Annotated in this window: 15 protein-coding genes; 14 read left to right on the top strand and 1 reads right to left on the bottom strand. The window is 33.9% G+C overall.

Translation table 11 applies throughout. From position 1 onward, the window contains the following. Positions 1 to 168 precede the first annotated feature (168 nt). The 12 genes from IV57_RS04805 to IV57_RS04750 all read left to right on the top strand — a co-directional run bounded on the left by IV57_RS04805 (position 169) and on the right by IV57_RS04750 (position 13728). On the top strand, positions 169 to 2052 hold the full coding sequence (locus IV57_RS04805) for an LTA synthase family protein (protein ID WP_057880369.1): 1884 nt from the start codon (positions 169 to 171) through the stop codon (positions 2050 to 2052). Between the two features lie 547 nt (positions 2053 to 2599). Further along, positions 2600 to 4132 (top strand): LTA synthase family protein, encoded by a 1533-nt coding sequence (locus IV57_RS04800; protein ID WP_162261213.1) that lies wholly within the window; start codon positions 2600 to 2602, stop codon positions 4130 to 4132. 128 nt (positions 4133 to 4260) lie between these two features. Further along, positions 4261 to 5370, top strand: a complete 1110-nt coding sequence (locus IV57_RS04795; protein WP_057880367.1) for a DMT family transporter — start codon at positions 4261 to 4263, stop codon at positions 5368 to 5370. A gap of 106 nt (positions 5371 to 5476) precedes the next feature. Next, complete coding sequence (locus tag IV57_RS04790; protein ID WP_057880366.1) at positions 5477 to 6397, top strand: aldo/keto reductase; 921 nt, start codon at positions 5477 to 5479, stop codon at positions 6395 to 6397. 50 nt (positions 6398 to 6447) lie between these two features. Beyond that, positions 6448 to 7041, top strand: a complete 594-nt coding sequence (locus IV57_RS04785) for an NAD(P)H-binding protein (RefSeq protein ID WP_057880365.1) — start codon at positions 6448 to 6450, stop codon at positions 7039 to 7041. 636 nt (positions 7042 to 7677) lie between these two features. Beyond that, complete coding sequence (locus tag IV57_RS04780) at positions 7678 to 8556, top strand: ABC transporter ATP-binding protein (RefSeq protein ID WP_057880364.1); 879 nt, start codon at positions 7678 to 7680, stop codon at positions 8554 to 8556. Positions 8557 to 8558: 2 nt separating this feature from the next. Further along, positions 8559 to 9416 (top strand): ABC transporter permease, encoded by an 858-nt coding sequence (locus IV57_RS04775; protein WP_057880363.1) that lies wholly within the window; start codon positions 8559 to 8561, stop codon positions 9414 to 9416. A gap of 16 nt (positions 9417 to 9432) precedes the next feature. After that, a complete protein-coding gene (locus IV57_RS04770; RefSeq protein WP_236704318.1) occupies positions 9433 to 9888 on the top strand; it encodes a LytTR family DNA-binding domain-containing protein in 456 nt (151 codons plus the stop codon). A gap of 6 nt (positions 9889 to 9894) precedes the next feature. Further along, positions 9895 to 10302, top strand: coding sequence for a DUF3021 domain-containing protein (locus tag IV57_RS04765; protein WP_057880362.1), 408 nt, complete (start codon positions 9895 to 9897; stop codon positions 10300 to 10302). Positions 10303 to 10580: 278 nt separating this feature from the next. Beyond that, the gene (locus IV57_RS04760) at positions 10581 to 12209 is read left to right on the top strand and encodes an APC family permease (protein WP_057880361.1); all 1629 of its coding nucleotides are present in this window, start codon (positions 10581 to 10583) and stop codon (positions 12207 to 12209) included. Positions 12210 to 12339: 130 nt separating this feature from the next. Continuing rightward, positions 12340 to 12873 carry a DUF1836 domain-containing protein gene (locus IV57_RS04755; protein WP_057880360.1) on the top strand — a complete coding sequence of 178 codons (534 nt, stop codon included), beginning with the start codon at positions 12340 to 12342 and terminating at the stop codon, positions 12871 to 12873. Positions 12874 to 12879: 6 nt separating this feature from the next. Continuing rightward, entirely contained in the window at positions 12880 to 13728 is an 849-nt protein-coding gene (locus IV57_RS04750; protein WP_057880359.1) for a DegV family protein, read from the top strand. 90 nt (positions 13729 to 13818) lie between these two features. On the opposite strand, the gene IV57_RS04745 is transcribed toward IV57_RS04750, so the two are convergent. Further along, on the bottom strand, positions 13819 to 14355 hold the full coding sequence (locus IV57_RS04745; protein ID WP_057880358.1) for a PadR family transcriptional regulator: 537 nt from the start codon (positions 14353 to 14355) through the stop codon (positions 13819 to 13821). A 73-nt stretch (positions 14356 to 14428) separates the two neighbouring features. Here IV57_RS04745 and IV57_RS04740 point away from each other — a divergent pair, with 73 nt between their 5' ends. Together IV57_RS04740 and IV57_RS04735 are read left to right on the top strand one after the other, a co-directional pair. After that, positions 14429 to 15847 (top strand): MFS transporter, encoded by a 1419-nt coding sequence (locus IV57_RS04740; RefSeq protein ID WP_057880357.1) that lies wholly within the window; start codon positions 14429 to 14431, stop codon positions 15845 to 15847. A 153-nt stretch (positions 15848 to 16000) separates the two neighbouring features. Next, positions 16001 to 17110 carry an acyltransferase family protein gene (locus IV57_RS04735; protein WP_338025652.1) on the top strand — a complete coding sequence of 370 codons (1110 nt, stop codon included), beginning with the start codon at positions 16001 to 16003 and terminating at the stop codon, positions 17108 to 17110. Positions 17111 to 17116: the final 6 nt, after the last annotated feature.

Below are 17116 nucleotides of genomic sequence, written 5' to 3'. Positions count from 1 at the left end.
CCGAGCGGAAGACGACAGCATAATGACCACTTCGTTGACTTACGCTCTAACCGAGCTTGAACCAGATCGCCTTTTTTGTCCTATTTATTAGGCTATATATTAATTGAGCTTAGTTTAATATATAATATGAACATATTAAATGATATAAAAATAAAGGTGCCTTTATTAATGTATAAAAAAATTAACATTGTCCATTTGCTACAATTATTGTTTATCGTTGCGTCATCGTTCGTTGTCGGATTTATTTTAAATTTCGCCCAGACTGATTCAATGATTTTTACTAAACAGATACTCTTTCAAACTAATACAAATACATATTTATTGACCGTTCTGATTCTGTTTCTGATTCATTTAGGCTTGTATGGACTGTTCAATCGATTTTTTTACGCCTCAGCTTTTTTCTATGTGTTATTTGCCGTCTATGCGGTAGCCGATCGAGTTAAAGTAATGTATCGTTCGGAACCAGTTTTGCCAAGTGATTTATTGTTACTAAAGAATGTTAAGGACTTACTTTCAATGGTGACTTTTAAGTTAACCATGGAAGTGATTTTGATTTTGATCGTTATTATTGTGGGATTTGTTTATCTGGAGAGAAAATTTGGAAAACAAATGCTGCATTTTAAACCGATCACTAGATTAGTTTTTATCGCTTTAGCTACTTTGAGTATTGGTAGTTTTTATACAGCTAGTGATGCTAATTCTTTGACCTATCAGGTTTTAGCTAAATCAGGTTATATTAATTCAGCCTCAAATATCAATCAGTCTGCCAATACCAATGGTCCAATGCTAACATTCCTGGGTAATATGTACGTTGATGTAATGGATCAACCTGTAGGATATAGTAAAGCCAAGATGTCAGCGATAGTTAAGGAATATCAAACTAAAGCTGAAGATATTAATAAAGATCGTTCTAATAATAATTTGAGTGATCAAACTTTGATTTTTGTTCTGAGTGAAAGTTTTGCTGATCCCAGTCGGGTACCCAATATTAAATTGAATCAAGATCCCATTCCCAACATAAAAAATATCAAGGCAAATACAACTTCAGGTTTAATGATGAGTTCTGGTTATGGTGGTGGAACAGCCAATATGGAATACATGACTTTGACCGGTTTAGCGATGAATCAGTTTTCTTATTCATTACAATCGCCATATACGCAATTAGTTAATAAACAAAATAATCCTATTAATATAACTAATAGTTTTAAAACATCAGCAGCTATTCATCCTTACCATGGAAATTTTTATAACCGAAATTCAGTATATAAAAAATTGGGGATTCAAACCTTTAAGAATATTGATACTACGGGATCATTAGCTTTAAAATATACTGATGTTTTGCCTAATATGGAGTACGTCAGTGATGATGCAGCTTATAACAACACTCTTGATCAGATTAATCAAACTGGTGGTGGTCAATTTATTAATTTGGTCACGATGCAGAATCATATGCCATATACTAATAAATACAGTGACAATCCCTATAAAGCCACTGGTTCAGGGGTAACGGATAAGAGTCGCAGTCAAGTAAATAATTATGCTAAGAGTATCAATGCCACAGATGCTTCAACTAAAACCTTCTTAGAGAAATTAGATACCATTGAAAAACCGATTACTATCGTATGGTATGGCGATCATTTACCAGGAATTTATGATGGTGATGATATTTATAAATATAATATTGCTGAACATGAAACTGATTATTTCATTTATAGTAATCGTTATGCCCGAGAACATAATTATGGGACAACTAAACTGACTGATAAAACAGCAGTTACCGATCCCAATGGATTTATTCCACTAGCTTTAAAACAAATGAATCAAAAAGTAACGCCTTATTATGCTTTATTGACGGAAGTCCAGGAGAAGTTACCAGCGATGTCATTAAACGTTAATGAGGAAAGCAATAATTTATATGTTGATCAAAATAGTAATGAAGTTAAGGGGAATCAATTAACTAAAAAACAAAGAAAACTAATTCATGACTATGAATTAGTACAATACGATTTGACAGCCGGTAATAACTACAGTCAAAAGACAATTAACAAGTAAGAGTGTGGCTGAATACGGTTGATTTTCGATTAATAGTATAAAATATCCTCAATTCATATTTTGAATTGAGGATATTTTATTGTAGATCATAGTAATTATATTTCAGGTGCATTTAAAATGTTCAATGTTAATAAAAAAAGCGTTAATATAGAATAAATAATTGATATTTTGATTAATTAAACAAAGGATATGTTTATTTATGCGAAAGACAAATCGATTAATCTATACGTTTCAAATAATATTTATTATATTGTCGGCTTTTCTGATAGCTTTGATTTTGAATTTTTCTCAAACTGGCGCAATGATTTTTACGCTTAAAACGGCCTTTAAAACTAATGTACCAACATATTTGATAACTGTATTAGTTCTATTTCTTATTTATATGGGATTATACGGGTTAATTAATCGTTTCTTTTATTCGACAGCTGTATTTTATATATTTTTTGCTATATATGCAGTGGCCAACCGTCTTAAAGTTGTGTATCGCTCGGAGCCGATCTTACCCAGTGATTTGATGTTTCTCGGTAATAGTAAGGAACTGTTGACAATGATCACGCCAAAATTAATTGTTGGGGTTGTTGTAGCAATTATTGACGTGATAATGTTATCCATTGCTTTGGAAAAATTATTTGGCAAAAAAGCTTTACGTTTCAAACTAATTCCTAGGGTTATTTTTGCTTTGTTAGCAGTAGGTTGCTTGGGAAGCTTTTATACGGCTAATCGAGAAGGTTCATTAACAAATGAAATTTTGACCAAAGCTGGTTATTCTGATTTTGCGGTTAACATTAATTGGTCGGCCAATAGTAATGGCCCCATGTTAACGTTCTTAAATAATATGCATATCGATGTCATGGATGAACCCAAAGGATATAGCAAAGAAACCATGGCTAAAATAGTTAGGAAGTATCAAAACACGGCGGCGGATATTAATGAGAATCGTCCGAATAATAATTTAAGTAAACAAACTTTGATATTTGTATTAAGTGAAAGTTTTGCTGATCCTAATCGGGTTCCCAATATTAAACTAAATCAAGCAGTGACTCCTAATATCGACAACATTAAGCGTGATAATACGTCTGGGTTGATGCTTAGTTCCGGTTACGGTGGTGGGACAGCTAATATGGAATATATGACGTTAACTGGATTAGCCCTTAATCAGTTCTCGAAGTCACTAACCTCGCCATATACACAATTGGTTGCGAAACAAGACCAGCCAATCAATATAACTAATAGTTTTAAAACAGCAGCTGCAATTCATCCATATTATGGGAACTTCTATGATCGCGATACTGTATATAAAAGGTTTGGTATTCAAACTTTTAGGAATATTAATACTACTGGAAATCTAGCTTTGAGATATACCCAGATGATTGATGGTGGCCAGTATATCAGCGATGAATCAGCTTATAATGACGTACTCTGGCAAGTTGATCAGGCTAACGAGGGTCAATTCATCAATTTGGTCACGATGCAAAATCATATACCATATACGAATAAATATGCTAATAATCAGTTCAAAGCCACTGGCAGCGGCGCAGGTAAGAATCTGCAACAGGTAGAAAATTATGCCAAGGGAATTAGCATTACTGATGTTTCAACAAAAAACTTTTTGGATAAATTGGATACGATAAATAAACCAATTACGATTGTTTGGTATGGTGATCACTTACCAGGTATTTATGATGGTGATAATATAACTCAACATAATGTTATCGAACATGAAACGGATTACTTCATCTATAGTAATAAATATGCATTGGATCATGGATATGGAACTAAAAAAATAGAGGAATCCACTAAAGTGACCGATCCCAATGGTTTTATTCCGTTGGCACTTAAACAGATGCAACAAAAAGTTACGCCTTATTATGCATTATTGACAAAAGTTCAAGAGAATTTACCTGCAATGGCCAGAAACAGTGTAGGTACAAGTGGAAATTTGTATGTTAAGGATAATGGCAAACAAGTTACAACTGGACACTTGACCAATAAACAAAGGCAGCTAATTCAAGATTATAAATTAGTTCAATACGATTTGACGGCTGGGAAGGGTTATAGTAAAAATTCCATCAATAGATAGGTTTCAAATTAGATAGTCGATTTTGATTTGGAGTTTTTTATATCTGGAAACACTTACATTTTTTGGACCCCCAAAATGAGGAGTACACTTAAAATATTGACTTACAAAATTGGGGATGAAATTAAGTTTTGAATTTAAAGGGTTTTCTATACATATTGATACCGACATTTCTTTTTAGTTCTATGGAAATTGCACTAAAAATTGCCGGTGGACAATTTAATCCAATCGAGTTGAATTTTATTCGATTCTTGATTGGTGGATTGGCTTTACTACCATTTACTATTCTTTACCTAAGAAAGAACAATGTAAAAATAACCGGATCAGATTGGGCACGGATTGCTTTGACGGGATTTGTCATTGTTGTCTTGAGTATGACGCTTTACCAATTATCAATTGGTATGACAACTGCTTCAGTTATTGCCATCATGTTGAGTGCTAACCCAATCTTTGGTTTAATCATTGGTTTTGTGTTCCTCAAAGAAAAATTATCCAGAACAAATGTTTTAGCATTGATTTTAACCTTAATTGGTTTGTTGATCATCATTAATCCTTTCCACTTAACTGGTGCAATGGGAATTGTTTTAGGATTAATTTCATCAATTATTTTCGGTCTCTACGGAGTTATGTCACGTGTTAATGGTGGCAAAATTGGTTTGAACGGACTCTCAATGACTTGTCTAGCTTTCTTGTTTGGTTCAGGAGAACTAGGTATCTTAATGGGAATCAGTCACATTCCAGCCGTTGCTAAAGCTATTCCAAGTGGTTTTGCTGAATTTGCTAACATTCCTTTCTTCAAGGGTGTTACCTTACAAAACTTACCATTGCTACTTTATATCTCAGTCTTAGTTACTGGTGTAGCTTTTGGTTTGTACTTCGTTTCAATGGAAAAAGTTGGTATTTTACAAGCATCATTAATTTTCCTTGTCAAACCAGCTCTAGCTCCAGTTCTAGCCTTGTTTGTTCTTGGTGAAGCTATGAAGGTCAACACTATTGTTGGTATCGTAGTTATTCTCTTCGGTTCATTGATCACACTTATGGGCGAAAAGATCGCATATGGTGTTATGGCTATCTTCAAACGTAACAATCCTGAAGCTTATCCAGAAGTTGACGAATTGGAAGTTGTTAAAGATAAAATTGAAAACAGTGAGCTTGCTAAACGTAGAAAAGCCGCTGAAGTAGCTGTTCACGATAAACTTGAAGCTAAACGTGAAGGTCAAGAAGTACCTTCTGAAAACTAAATATTAATTAATAAGATTATGCAAATTATGCATAATCTTATTTTTTTTGGACTGATTGAGCTATTATAAAGGTAACATTTTCAAAGCGTAGGAGGTCTTAAGGTATATGGATAATTTAATAAAAATTGGTAGTACTGAAGTAACTAGTAAAAAAATTGGTCTTGGTACTAACAAAGTCGGTGGTCATAACTTATTCGCTGACTTAAAAGATGAAGATGGCTACGCTGTTGTGAAAGAGGCAATTGAAAGTGGCATTACGACTTTAGATACTGCTTATATGTATGGTTTGGGGCGTTCAGAAGAAATTATTGGTGACGTTATTCAAAACTATGATCGTAGTAAATTAGTCATTGCTACTAAAGCAGCTCAAGATGCTGATAATGATTTAAAAAATAATAATAGTCCTGAATTTTTAAAAAAGGCCGTTGACGATGCCTTGAAACGCTTAAAAACAGACTATATTGATATCTTTTATATTCATTTCCCAGATGAAACAACTCCTAAGAGTGAAGCTGTTGCGGCTTTAAATGAATTGAAAAAGGCCGGAAAAATTAGAGCCATTGGGGTTTCTAATTTCTCATTGGATCAAATCAAAGAAGCTAATAAAGATGGTTTAGTTGATATTGTCGAAGACAACTACAGCTTATTGCATCGTGATGCTGAAAAGGATTTATTCCCATATCTAAGGGAGAATAATATTTCCTTTGTGCCATATTTCCCATTAGCCTCAGGTTTGTTGACCGGTAAATACCAAGCAGCCGATGCCAAAAAGTTCAGTCAATTTAGCAAAGAACAATTTGCTGATATTATCGTAGCTATTAATAAAGTACGTAAGATTGCTGAAAAATATGATGCCACTGTGGCTCAAGTTATCTTGGCATGGTATATGAAGAATCCTGATATTTCAATCGTAATTCCTGGAGCTAGAAAACCAGCTCAGGTTGATCAAAATGTGAAATCATTAGAAGTAGAACTTAGAAATAGTGACTATCATGCGATTGATGAAGCATTTTCCGATTTTGCCTAGGTTATTAAGTTAGTTTTGGTTTATTATTTATTTGAAAGAGGGATTTTCTTATGTCTAAAAAAGTTGTAATTTTCGGAGCAAATGGATTTGTTGGTGGCGAATTTGCCAAACAATTTATTGAAAATGGCGATACTGTTACTAGTGTTTCCAGAACAGGTGAACCATTAGGTAACGAATCATGGTATGGCAAAGTTGATTGGAAGATTGGTAATGCTTTATCAAAGGGCTTTTGGACCGAGAATCTAAAAGACGCTGATGTTGTAGTTGATACGATTGGTGAGTACAAAGAAAATAAAGATGAGAACTTAACTTTTGAAAAAGTTAACTATCAAAGTGCCTTGAACATTGCTGATGCTGCAGAAGCAAACAAGGTTCCAATTTTTGTTTATATTTCAGCTGATGATATTCCTGGTGCTTCAAAAGAATATATCCAAACAAAGCGTAATGCTGAAGATAATCTCAACAAGCGTAATTTCAGAACTATTATTATGAGACCATCACAAATGGTTACTGACGATGACGTCGTTGACAGTACTTCAGCCCATAGAAGTATTCCAGTTAGCATGGTTGCTTTGACAGCCTTGGATGCGATTGATAGCGCTAAAGAAAATGTGACACTTGGAGTTAACGATATCGACAAATAATTTTTTGAAGTTCTGTTAGAGCGAGAGTGTGCCTAACTTCCCGTCTTCCGTAAAAATCGGGAATTGGCTGGAACGCTGTGGACCAACTTCGAGCCAACCAAAGATCGGTTGTCTTGAAGATTGGTCTTATCCTAAGCCAGCCACAAATCGCTGACTAAGGATAATGTCACGGCTGAGCCATTCCCGATTTTTACTCCAGACTAAATAACATTTTAATTGTTTTGTTGATTAAAAATAATCTCTCATTGATTGATTTTACATAATATTTTCAACGCAAATAGTCCATATTAACTGATCGTAATATCAGATAATATGGACTATTTGTATTGTTGATATAAATTTGAATAAACATCTATTATTAAAACAATTTAAATAACTAAAAATAGAAACACTAACTAGTCTGGAGCGAGAGCAATTCGGGGGCTCAGCAGCAACGATGTCCACTGCGTTCCAGTCCCCCGATATTGCCGAGCGGAAGACGGCAGCATAATGACAACTCCGTTAACTTATGCTCTAACAGAACTTGAGAACCATATAAAGCAACTTACGGCTTGATTCTGACCACTTACGACAGAAGTGAATTATTATTTGAGTTTGGAATTTATACTGATGTCAGTTGTTAAGGAGGTAAGCAAAATGTTGCTAACTGTAAAAGATCTAACTAAAAAATTTAATCATAAAATTGTCGTTAATAATATCAATCTCTCAATTAATCAAGGTGATCTGGTGGCGTTTCTTGGTCCTAATGGGGCAGGAAAATCAACGACTATCAATATGTTGACTGGAATTATTCCGCCAACCACAGGAATAATAAAACTAGATGGATTACAACCAAGTTCAACTCAATATCATCAAAAAATTGGTGTGGTTTTTCAGAATAGTGTATTGGATAACGAATTGACGGTCAAAGAGAATCTATTGAGTCGTCAAAAAATGTACCGTAATAGTGTTGATAAGTTGGATGATTGGATTGATAAATTTGCTTTACAAAGTATACTCAATCAAAAATACGGTGTCTTATCAGGTGGTCAGAAACGGCGAGTTGATATTGTCCGTGCTTTGATTCACGATCCGGAGTTGCTCTTTTTAGATGAACCAACGACTGGTTTGGATATTCAAACACGGAAATTGATTTGGAAAGTTTTGTCGGATTTACGTAAAGAAACCAAATTAACAATTGTTTTAACAACACACTATTTGGAAGAAGCTGAATTGGCAGATTTTGTTTATGTAATTGATCATGGACAAGTGATTGCCGCCGATACTGTTAATAATTTAAAACAGAATTTTGCACAAGATGTTTTGACAATTTATCCTAGTGATATGATGAAAATCTCTCAAATATTATCTGATTATAAATATCAAATTGATGGGCAACAAGTTGCAATTTTTGTTCAGCAATACCAAGCAATTGATTTATTAAACAAATTAAAGCCAGTTATTAATAGTTTTGAATATCGCCGTGGGAATATGGATGATATCTTTCTTAATTTGACTGGTAAGGGGGTAGAGTAATTATGAAAGGTTTAATTACACGTAATTTACGATTATTTTTTGCCAGTAAGAGTGGTATCTTCTTTTCTTTAATGGGAGCTCTGATTTCATTTGTACTTTATTTAGTTTTCTTGAAACAGATGATGACCCAGAATTGGCAATCAGTTCCAGATTCCAAAAACCTACTTGACCTGTGGTTGATGGGTGGCACGTTAACCGTTACTGCTATCACGACAACGGGTAATGCTTTAGGCTTAATGGTGAAGGACCGTGAAAGTAATCGCTTGGCTGATTTGATTTTAACTGATCAGTCGTATTTAAAAATTCATTCTGCATACCTTTTGAGTGCTTGGTTAGTTGGCATAATTATGCAATTAGCAATGTATCTCATCATGCAAGCTTATTTTATGATTCAAGACGGGATCGGTTTTGAAAGTAGTATATTATTGCCATTATTGGTTGTAATGATCTTTAGTAGTCTGATTTGGTCAGTCTTTAATATGTTGCTTTTTTCCTTTGTAAAAAAAGTCGATACTTTAGGAAAAATCAGTACGATCATCGGAACTGCTTCAGGATTTTTCGCTGGTGTTTATATGCCAATTGGTAATTTACCTAATTTTGCTAAATGGTTGATGAAACTAACGCCAGTACCTTATGATTCTGCAATTTTCCGTCAGGTGATGATGAAAAATCAATTGAATGATTCCTTTAAAAATGCCCCAACAGAAATTATTACGAAATTTAAAACTGAAATGGGTATTGTTATCGGCCAGAATTTTAACAATGATTTAAAATTTATGGGTTTGGCATTGGTTATCTTGGCAATTCTAGTTATTATCTTATATAGATACAATCAACGGGTGGTTGTGAATAAGGTCTAAATTTAAGGAATAAATTATGAAAATAGAAGTTAATTATCATCAGGATAAGGAACTAACCGATGATGAAATCCAAGTTGTAGTTAAATCCAAGGGTTTGACTGCAGATGTGCAAAAGGTAATAACTATGCTTGAAAACCTTGATAATCAAGTTGATGTGATTCCTTTAGCGGTCAACGACAGAATTGTTTTGGTTCAAATGGATACGATCATTGCGATTGAGGTTTATGAAAATGAATTGACAGTCTATACGATGGATAATAATTATCAATTGCGTGGCAAGTTGAATGCAATGCTACAACGATTGAATGGTAACTTTATTCAAATTTCCAAAAATACGATTATCAATTTAAATCATTTAAATTCGTTGGAAGCTTCATTTTCCAGTAATATGTTGGCATTTTTAGATAATAATTTGAAATTAACTGTCAGCCGTAAATATTTATCAGAATTAAAGAAAAGTCTGGGGATGTGAGAGAGAATGAAAAAATTTATTAGATATGCTTTGATTGGAATATTGATCGGTTCTTTGACCTATTTAGTGATCTTGTTATTCTTCTTTGGCCCAAGTACAGAGGTGACCTCTAAGAATATTCTCAGTGTCTTATTAATGAGCGCTGGAATAGGATTAGTTTCGGCCATCTTTGAAATTGAATGGAATATGTTAGCCGAGATAGCGATTCATTTTATTTTAACTCTGGGATTGGTGGTCTTGATGTGTGCTTATAATAATTGGTTACCATCATTGAATCTGCATGTGATTCTAAGTTTCTTGTTCTTTGTAGTTATCTATGGAGCCATTTGGTTAGGACTTTACTTTGTTAGAATGACCGATATGAAACGATTAAATAAACAAATTCAAATACGTAAAAATAAAAAGGCGAGATAATTTATCTCACCTTTTTATTTTTGTAAATGAACCGTAATTTTTTTCTATATCATAGCGAGTTTTTTTATGGTAAAATATTTCGAGTTGCTTAACTTTCCATAATGTACACTAAAAGGCAATCGAGTACGGTTGCGGTCATGTCGGGGAAGTAAGCGCTTTAATTTTTTAATATTTTTAAATCATTTTCCTACTATTATTCAAAAAATATTGTATATTTGAATTAACCGTTAGGTGAATAAATTGGAAAGAATGATTTATTTTCACTTGAGGAAAACGCCATGACAGAATTAGAAACTAAAAAGAGATACATCAGTTGGCCAGTGTTGGCTTTAATGGATTTTGTAACAGTTGTTGGTTTTGACGATTTAACTTACAACTTTCAGAATCAAGGAATGGGCGTTATAACGTCCTGGATCATTATGATAGCCGTGTATGTTGTTCCGTACTCGTTGATGGTTGGGCAATTAGGCTCAACGTTTGATGACGATGGTGGAGGATTAACATCATGGGTCAGAGAAACTAGTGGAGAGTTCTTAGGATACTTTGCAGCTTGGACGTATTGGGCCGCCTCGATTCCTTATGTTGTAGATACTGCTAATACGATTGCAGTCGCTCTCGGTTGGGTATATCACGGGAATGCAAACTTACAGACAACGATGTCTAATAGTAAATTTGCGTTATTTACGCTGTTGATTTTTATCTTTTTCATTATCATTCAATCACGCTTTGAACATTCGCTGGAAGTTCTGAGTACGATCGGTGGAATCGCAATGTTTGGAATGACGGTTTTATTCGTTATTATGACCGTAACGGCCCTAATGATGGGTGGTCATATTGCAACGAAACCATTGACGATGCATACGATTATGCCAACCTTTAATCTACATTATCTGACAACTTTAGGATTTTTGATTTTTGCAATCAATGGAGCTGAAAGAATCGCACCATTTGTAACTAAAATGCGTAATCCCAATAAAGATTTTCCTAAAGCAATGATCATGCTTTCAGTTATGACTGGATTCTTGACTATCTTTGGGTCATTCTCTTTGGGAGTATTCTTCAATGCTTATCATTTACCAAATGATTTGAAAATTAATGGATCATACTATGCCTTTCAAGCGTTAGGTCAAAGATTCCATATGGGAAATACTTTGATGTACTTGTTTGCTATTACTGAAATTTTTTATTTGGCTGCTTTGTTGGCCGTTTTATTGAATGCTATGACTAGAATGTTGATCTCGGATACGGGTAATAAATATATGCCTAATTTTTTGAGAAGAACTAATTCTGCGGGGTTACCAATCAATGGGTATCTGTTAACGGTTGGTTTGAGTGCCTTTATTATGTTTTTAGGAATTCTTCTTCCTAATATGAAAGACATCTTTAATTGGTTGCTGAATTTGAATGGAATTATTTCACCCGGTGTTACTTGTTGGATCTTCTGGTCCTTCATTAAAGTTCGGATGAGGGATGATATCTATCACTCTGGTTATGTTTATATTAAGAACAAGGCTTTATCATTAGCTGTTGGTTGGTGGTGTCTAGGAATTACTGCTATCGCAACGATCGCTGCCGTGGGACCACAAGATGTGGCTTTTGCTTCACCAATGTGGTGGTACGAATTGACGATTAATTTTATAGCCATAATTGTTTTAATTGGACTAGGATTTGTATTACCATACATTACGAAGAGAGAAAAAAGAAGTCAGACCGGCAGTGCTTTTACCAGATTCCAACGTTTGGGAATTTGGGCTGTGGTGTTGGTAACCTTACTAGGTGATTTGTATCTGGGTGACAGTAACTTCAATCGTAATATTGGCTATATCGCTTTATTAACAGCTGCAGGCGTGGCAATCGTGATTGTCTTTGGTCGCAGAGAATATAACTTGAAGGAGAGCTTGGATTAATGCCAAGCTTTTTTTGTTATCAAAATTTTTATAGTTTGTATAAAAATGTTATCTAGTTTTAAAAACTAGATTGAATAGTCTAAATAACTATGATAAATTATAATAGTAATTACAAAAGGAGTGCTTTCTTATGGACGAATTGCAGACATGGCTAGATAAAATAGAGGATTATCGTTTACCTAGATTTGATGATCTTCCAGAGCTGGATTTGTATCGTGATCAATTATTAACACTAGTTGATAAATATATCGGTCCAATTTGGTTGGAAGATGGTCCAGTTGTTACTACTTCAATGGTTAACAACTATGTCAAAAATGGCTTGTTGCCACATCCAGAAAAGAAACGCTATAATCGAGAGCATTTAGCCTATTTGATTGCTATTACCTTTTTGAAACAAGTTGTTTCAATCAATGAAATTCAAGAAGGTTTGGATATCCTAACCAATTTAAATGGAGGGATTGCTAAAGCCTATGATTTCTTCTGTGATAAACAGGAGATTGCCCTAAAAACATTGAATCACCGTGAAGAAGGGCAAGTTCTTTCCGAAAAGAATCAATCATCAGCCTATTTGATGGTTGAAATGGTGACAATGGCTTTTGCGACAAAACTAATTACTGAAAAAATATTAATGATCGAAACTAATAATTCAGACGAAAAGAGCTAATAAAAAATGGAAAAGATTGCTGTATTGGTAGATTCCTGTTGTGATTTGCCAAAGGAATATCTTAATGAACCTGGTATTTATGAATTGCCAATGCAAATCACTTACCATGATAAGAGTTATTTAGATCGAGTTGAGATTTCTGCAGAAGAAGTTTATAAAAATTTACCTGTCGAAATACCGAAGACCTCATTACCATCAGGGGAATCGATTCAAAAAACGCTTGATCAAATAGCTACAGATGGTTACACGCATATTATTTCAATTTCTGTATCATCTAGTTTGAGTGGAACTTTTAATTTCTTAAAAGTTTTTCTTGAGGATGATAAGCGTTTTGTTTCAGAAGGATTTGATACTAAACAAGTTGCCGTTACTTCAGGCTTAATTGCCGTTGGAGCTAAGAATGCGATTGATGAAGGTCAATTGTTCACTGAAGTTGCTAGTAAAGTTAAAAAAATGATCGATAATGCGATTGTTTACTTCTGTATTCCGACGTTAACTTACTTACGTGCTGGAGGCCGTATTAGTGCCGTAGCTTCCGCAGTTGGTGGAATGTTAAAGTTGGCTCCAATTATAACTTGTAAACCAGATGGTGCTTATACAATTGCTGCTAAAGCCCGTGGTATGAAAAAGGGTCAAAAACTCTTACTTGGTTTTGCTCAAGATTTCTTAGGAGATGACAAGGATTACTTAGTTGCTGTTGGTCATGGAGCCGACGAAGCTGGTGGTCAAAAGATGCTTGAGATTCTACATGAAAATGACATTCATGGTAAACAAGAATTTGTCGGACAAGTTGGTCCAGCTTTGGGTGTTCATACTGGTCCTGGTTTAATCGGAGTTGGAATCGTTAAAATTTAAGATATTTATCTCTTATGTATCAACATAAAAAGCCATAACAATCGTAGTGATTATGATTGTTATGGTTTTTTGTTGTGTTGTACATAAAGTTTAGTGTTGATCGCGGGTGATTTCTTTATTCCACAATTTGACGTCTATTTTTTTATTGGAAAGTTCCTTTTCAATAATCAACTCACGGCCTAATTGTTCTGGGTGATGTACGACTTCAGCTAATTCTAATTCCAGTTGGGCAATCTCTACTTTTAGTGTTCGACAACGTAGGTTCAGCAATTGATTGAGAGTATCTTTATGTTCTTTACCTAAAAAGTGCAATCGTAAAATGAAATCGTCGTTGCTGATTTCCAAAACATTGGGAGCCAGTGGTTGAAGTAACCATTCTTTAAAGAATTTTTGACCATTAGTCGTTATTTGATAAGTCTTTTTACGAGAATTCTCTTCCGGTATTTCTAGAAGACTGATCAAATTAGTTTTAAGCATCCGATTTAGCTCTGGATATATTTGACTAAACGGTGCAGTCCAGAATTCAGCTTTTTCTTTATCAAAAGTTTGCTTGATATCGTAGCCAGTCATTGGTGTACGAGTTAAAAGTCCCAGAATCATATATTGTAGTGTATTTGAACGTGCCATTTAAAACTCCTTTACTTAACTTAAACCATGTATTAGTCTATATATATATTAATATATAGTGTTGGGGCGAATTATGGAAGAAATTAAAACAAAAAATCTCAAAATGATTTTGATTGGAATCGGAATTGTTACTTTTATGTCTACTCTAGATAGTAGCATTGTAACTGTTGCGCTACCAGTCTTGAGCAAGGCTTTGCAAACCAATATGAGCCTGATCAATTGGGTCGTAACGATGTATCTGATCGTGATGAGTAGCACGCTGATGATTTTTGGAAAACTTGGCGATAAGTATGGGAAAATCAAATATTTCAAATGGGGAACAATGATTTTCCTAGTCAGTTCAGCTTTGTGTGCTTTGTCAGTCAGTTGGTTGACCTTGATTATTTCTCGAAGTTTGCAAGCGATTGGCGCCGCGATGACCATGGCAACTTCTAATGGAATTATTGTAGAGATCTTTCCAGATAATAAACGCGGTCAGGCTTTGGGATGGATGGGTTCCTTTGTTTCATTAGGTGGAATTATCGGACCAAGTATCGGTGGAATTCTTTTGAATTTCTTCCCTTGGCATATTATCTTTTGGTTAAATGTACCAATTGGTATCATTGCGGTAATTATTCTGCTCAAATATCTGCCTAGTGAGTTAGATAAAACTTTTGCCAATGATGGTTTTGATCTGATCGGTTCGATTCTTTTGTTGATTGGTTTCACGAGTTTATTTGTGGGGATTCTCTTGAGTCAACAATTAGGTTGGTCCGATTGGCGAATTTTAACTCTAACGATTGTTGGAGCAATTTTATTAGTGATCCTATATCGTTATGAAAATCGACAAACTGAACCAATCTTACCAGTAGCTTTGTTCAAAAATAAATGGTTTACGATGCAATTATTAGCTTGTTTCATGGTCTTTATTGTTGATTTCTTTTTTGACGTGTTAGCACCGTTCTATCTTCAAAATGCGCGTGGTTTTAGTCCTTTGTTCAGTGGCTTCTTCTTATTGATTTTCCCTGTAGTACAATTGTTTATTGCGCCGATGTCAGGTAACTTAGCCGATAAACATGATCCGTTTAAAATAACGTTGGTTGGTTTAGCAATTATTAGTTTTGGACAGATTTTCTACGTTATTAGTGGATTACACAATACAATTATTATTTTTGCTATTGGTGCAGCTTTAGCTGGATTAGGAAATGGCTTGTTCCATTCACCAAATAATGTTTTGGTAATGAGCAATGTGGCGGAGAAAGATTATGGATCAGCTGGAAGTGTATACAGTTTAGCTAGGACTGTTGGAATGGTAGTTGGCTCTGCCATGTCCACGACCTTGTTGTTTGGTTCCATGTCAATGCTCAAAGGTACACGAGTAAAGTCATATATATCAAGTAATCCACAATTATTTATTGATGGAATGCATCTTACTTTTGGTTTGTCCTGTGTTATCAGTGTGATTTTATTGATTGGAATTTATCTATGGCATAAACAGGCGACTAAAAAATAATTTACACATTTTTTACAGTAACCAAATCGTTAATTTACATAAAAATAATAGACTAATACCAAGAGGAGAAATTATTGGTTATTAGTCTATTTTTTTTAATTGTAAATTTTTTTATTCAGTTTTAATAGATAATTACAGGGATAAGGGGTTTAAATTGAGCAGAGCAGAGCAGAGCAGAAAAAGGTTAGAAATTCTAATATTGAATTATTACGTATTATAAGTATGTTATTAATAACATTGCATCATTTTAGTTTGTGGGCACAGGGGACTAGAAGTGATCGATTAATATTGCAAGGTAAGGTAGGGGATGCTTTTAAATCATTAATTTATTTGCCATTAGGTGATATCGGAGTTTACATATTTGTTATGATTACAGGTTTTTATCTTGGAGGAAAAGTAATATCCAATAAAAAATCAATAAAGAAAGTGTTAATGATTTACGCACAACTTTACTTTTATAATTTACTATTTTTAATTGTCGGATTGCATTACCATTTGCCTTTAAATAATTTCCCGAAACTAAGCGATCCGTTAAATCCATTCAATCGAATCCCTAATGTGATGATGTCAATATTTCCTATTGCCTTTAATCATTACTGGTTTGTTACAGCATTTGTACTGTTAATGCTTTTGACACCATATATAAATCAAGTGTTAATTAAGATAGACAAAAAGAGCATGGAATTATTATTAGCGATTTTGATAATATCGAATGGTTTGTTCCCTCTATTAAATAATAATGTAGCATCTGAAACGGTTGGCTTAGGAATCGTTGTTACATCTTACGTTGTGGGAGCATTTATCAGACGTTTTATACCCAAAAATCCTAAAATGTTTTTAATTGGAACTTTATTGTTATTTACAAATACAGCATTAATTTATTTAGTAGCTTATTATGACATCATAGTTTTAAAAAATCGATATATTAAAATATACACAGGATTGTTTGCTTTACTTGCGGCAGCGGGACTGTTTTTGATTTTTATTAATTTCAAACCTAACTATAATTTTTATATTAATAATATAGCTAGACATATATTTGCCGTTTATTTGATAACAGAAAATATTTTTATTATTAATCCATTATGGAAATATTTTACATTTGATCAGGTCACTAATCTTTACTTATTAAACGTTTATGGGTTCTTATCAGTGGTTGTTATAATGATTGGAGCCTGTACCTTAGATATTTTAAGAAGCAATATTTTTAGGATATGCCATTTTCAATTTAAGAGTGTTACCAACATACTTGAGTATAAGTAATACTTT

The organism is Companilactobacillus kimchiensis (genome assembly GCF_001438805.1).
GTDB classification, from domain to species: domain Bacteria; phylum Bacillota; class Bacilli; order Lactobacillales; family Lactobacillaceae; genus Companilactobacillus; species Companilactobacillus kimchiensis.
Note: the sequence above shows the minus strand (reverse complement) of the source record. Positions and strands in the feature narration are given on the sequence as shown.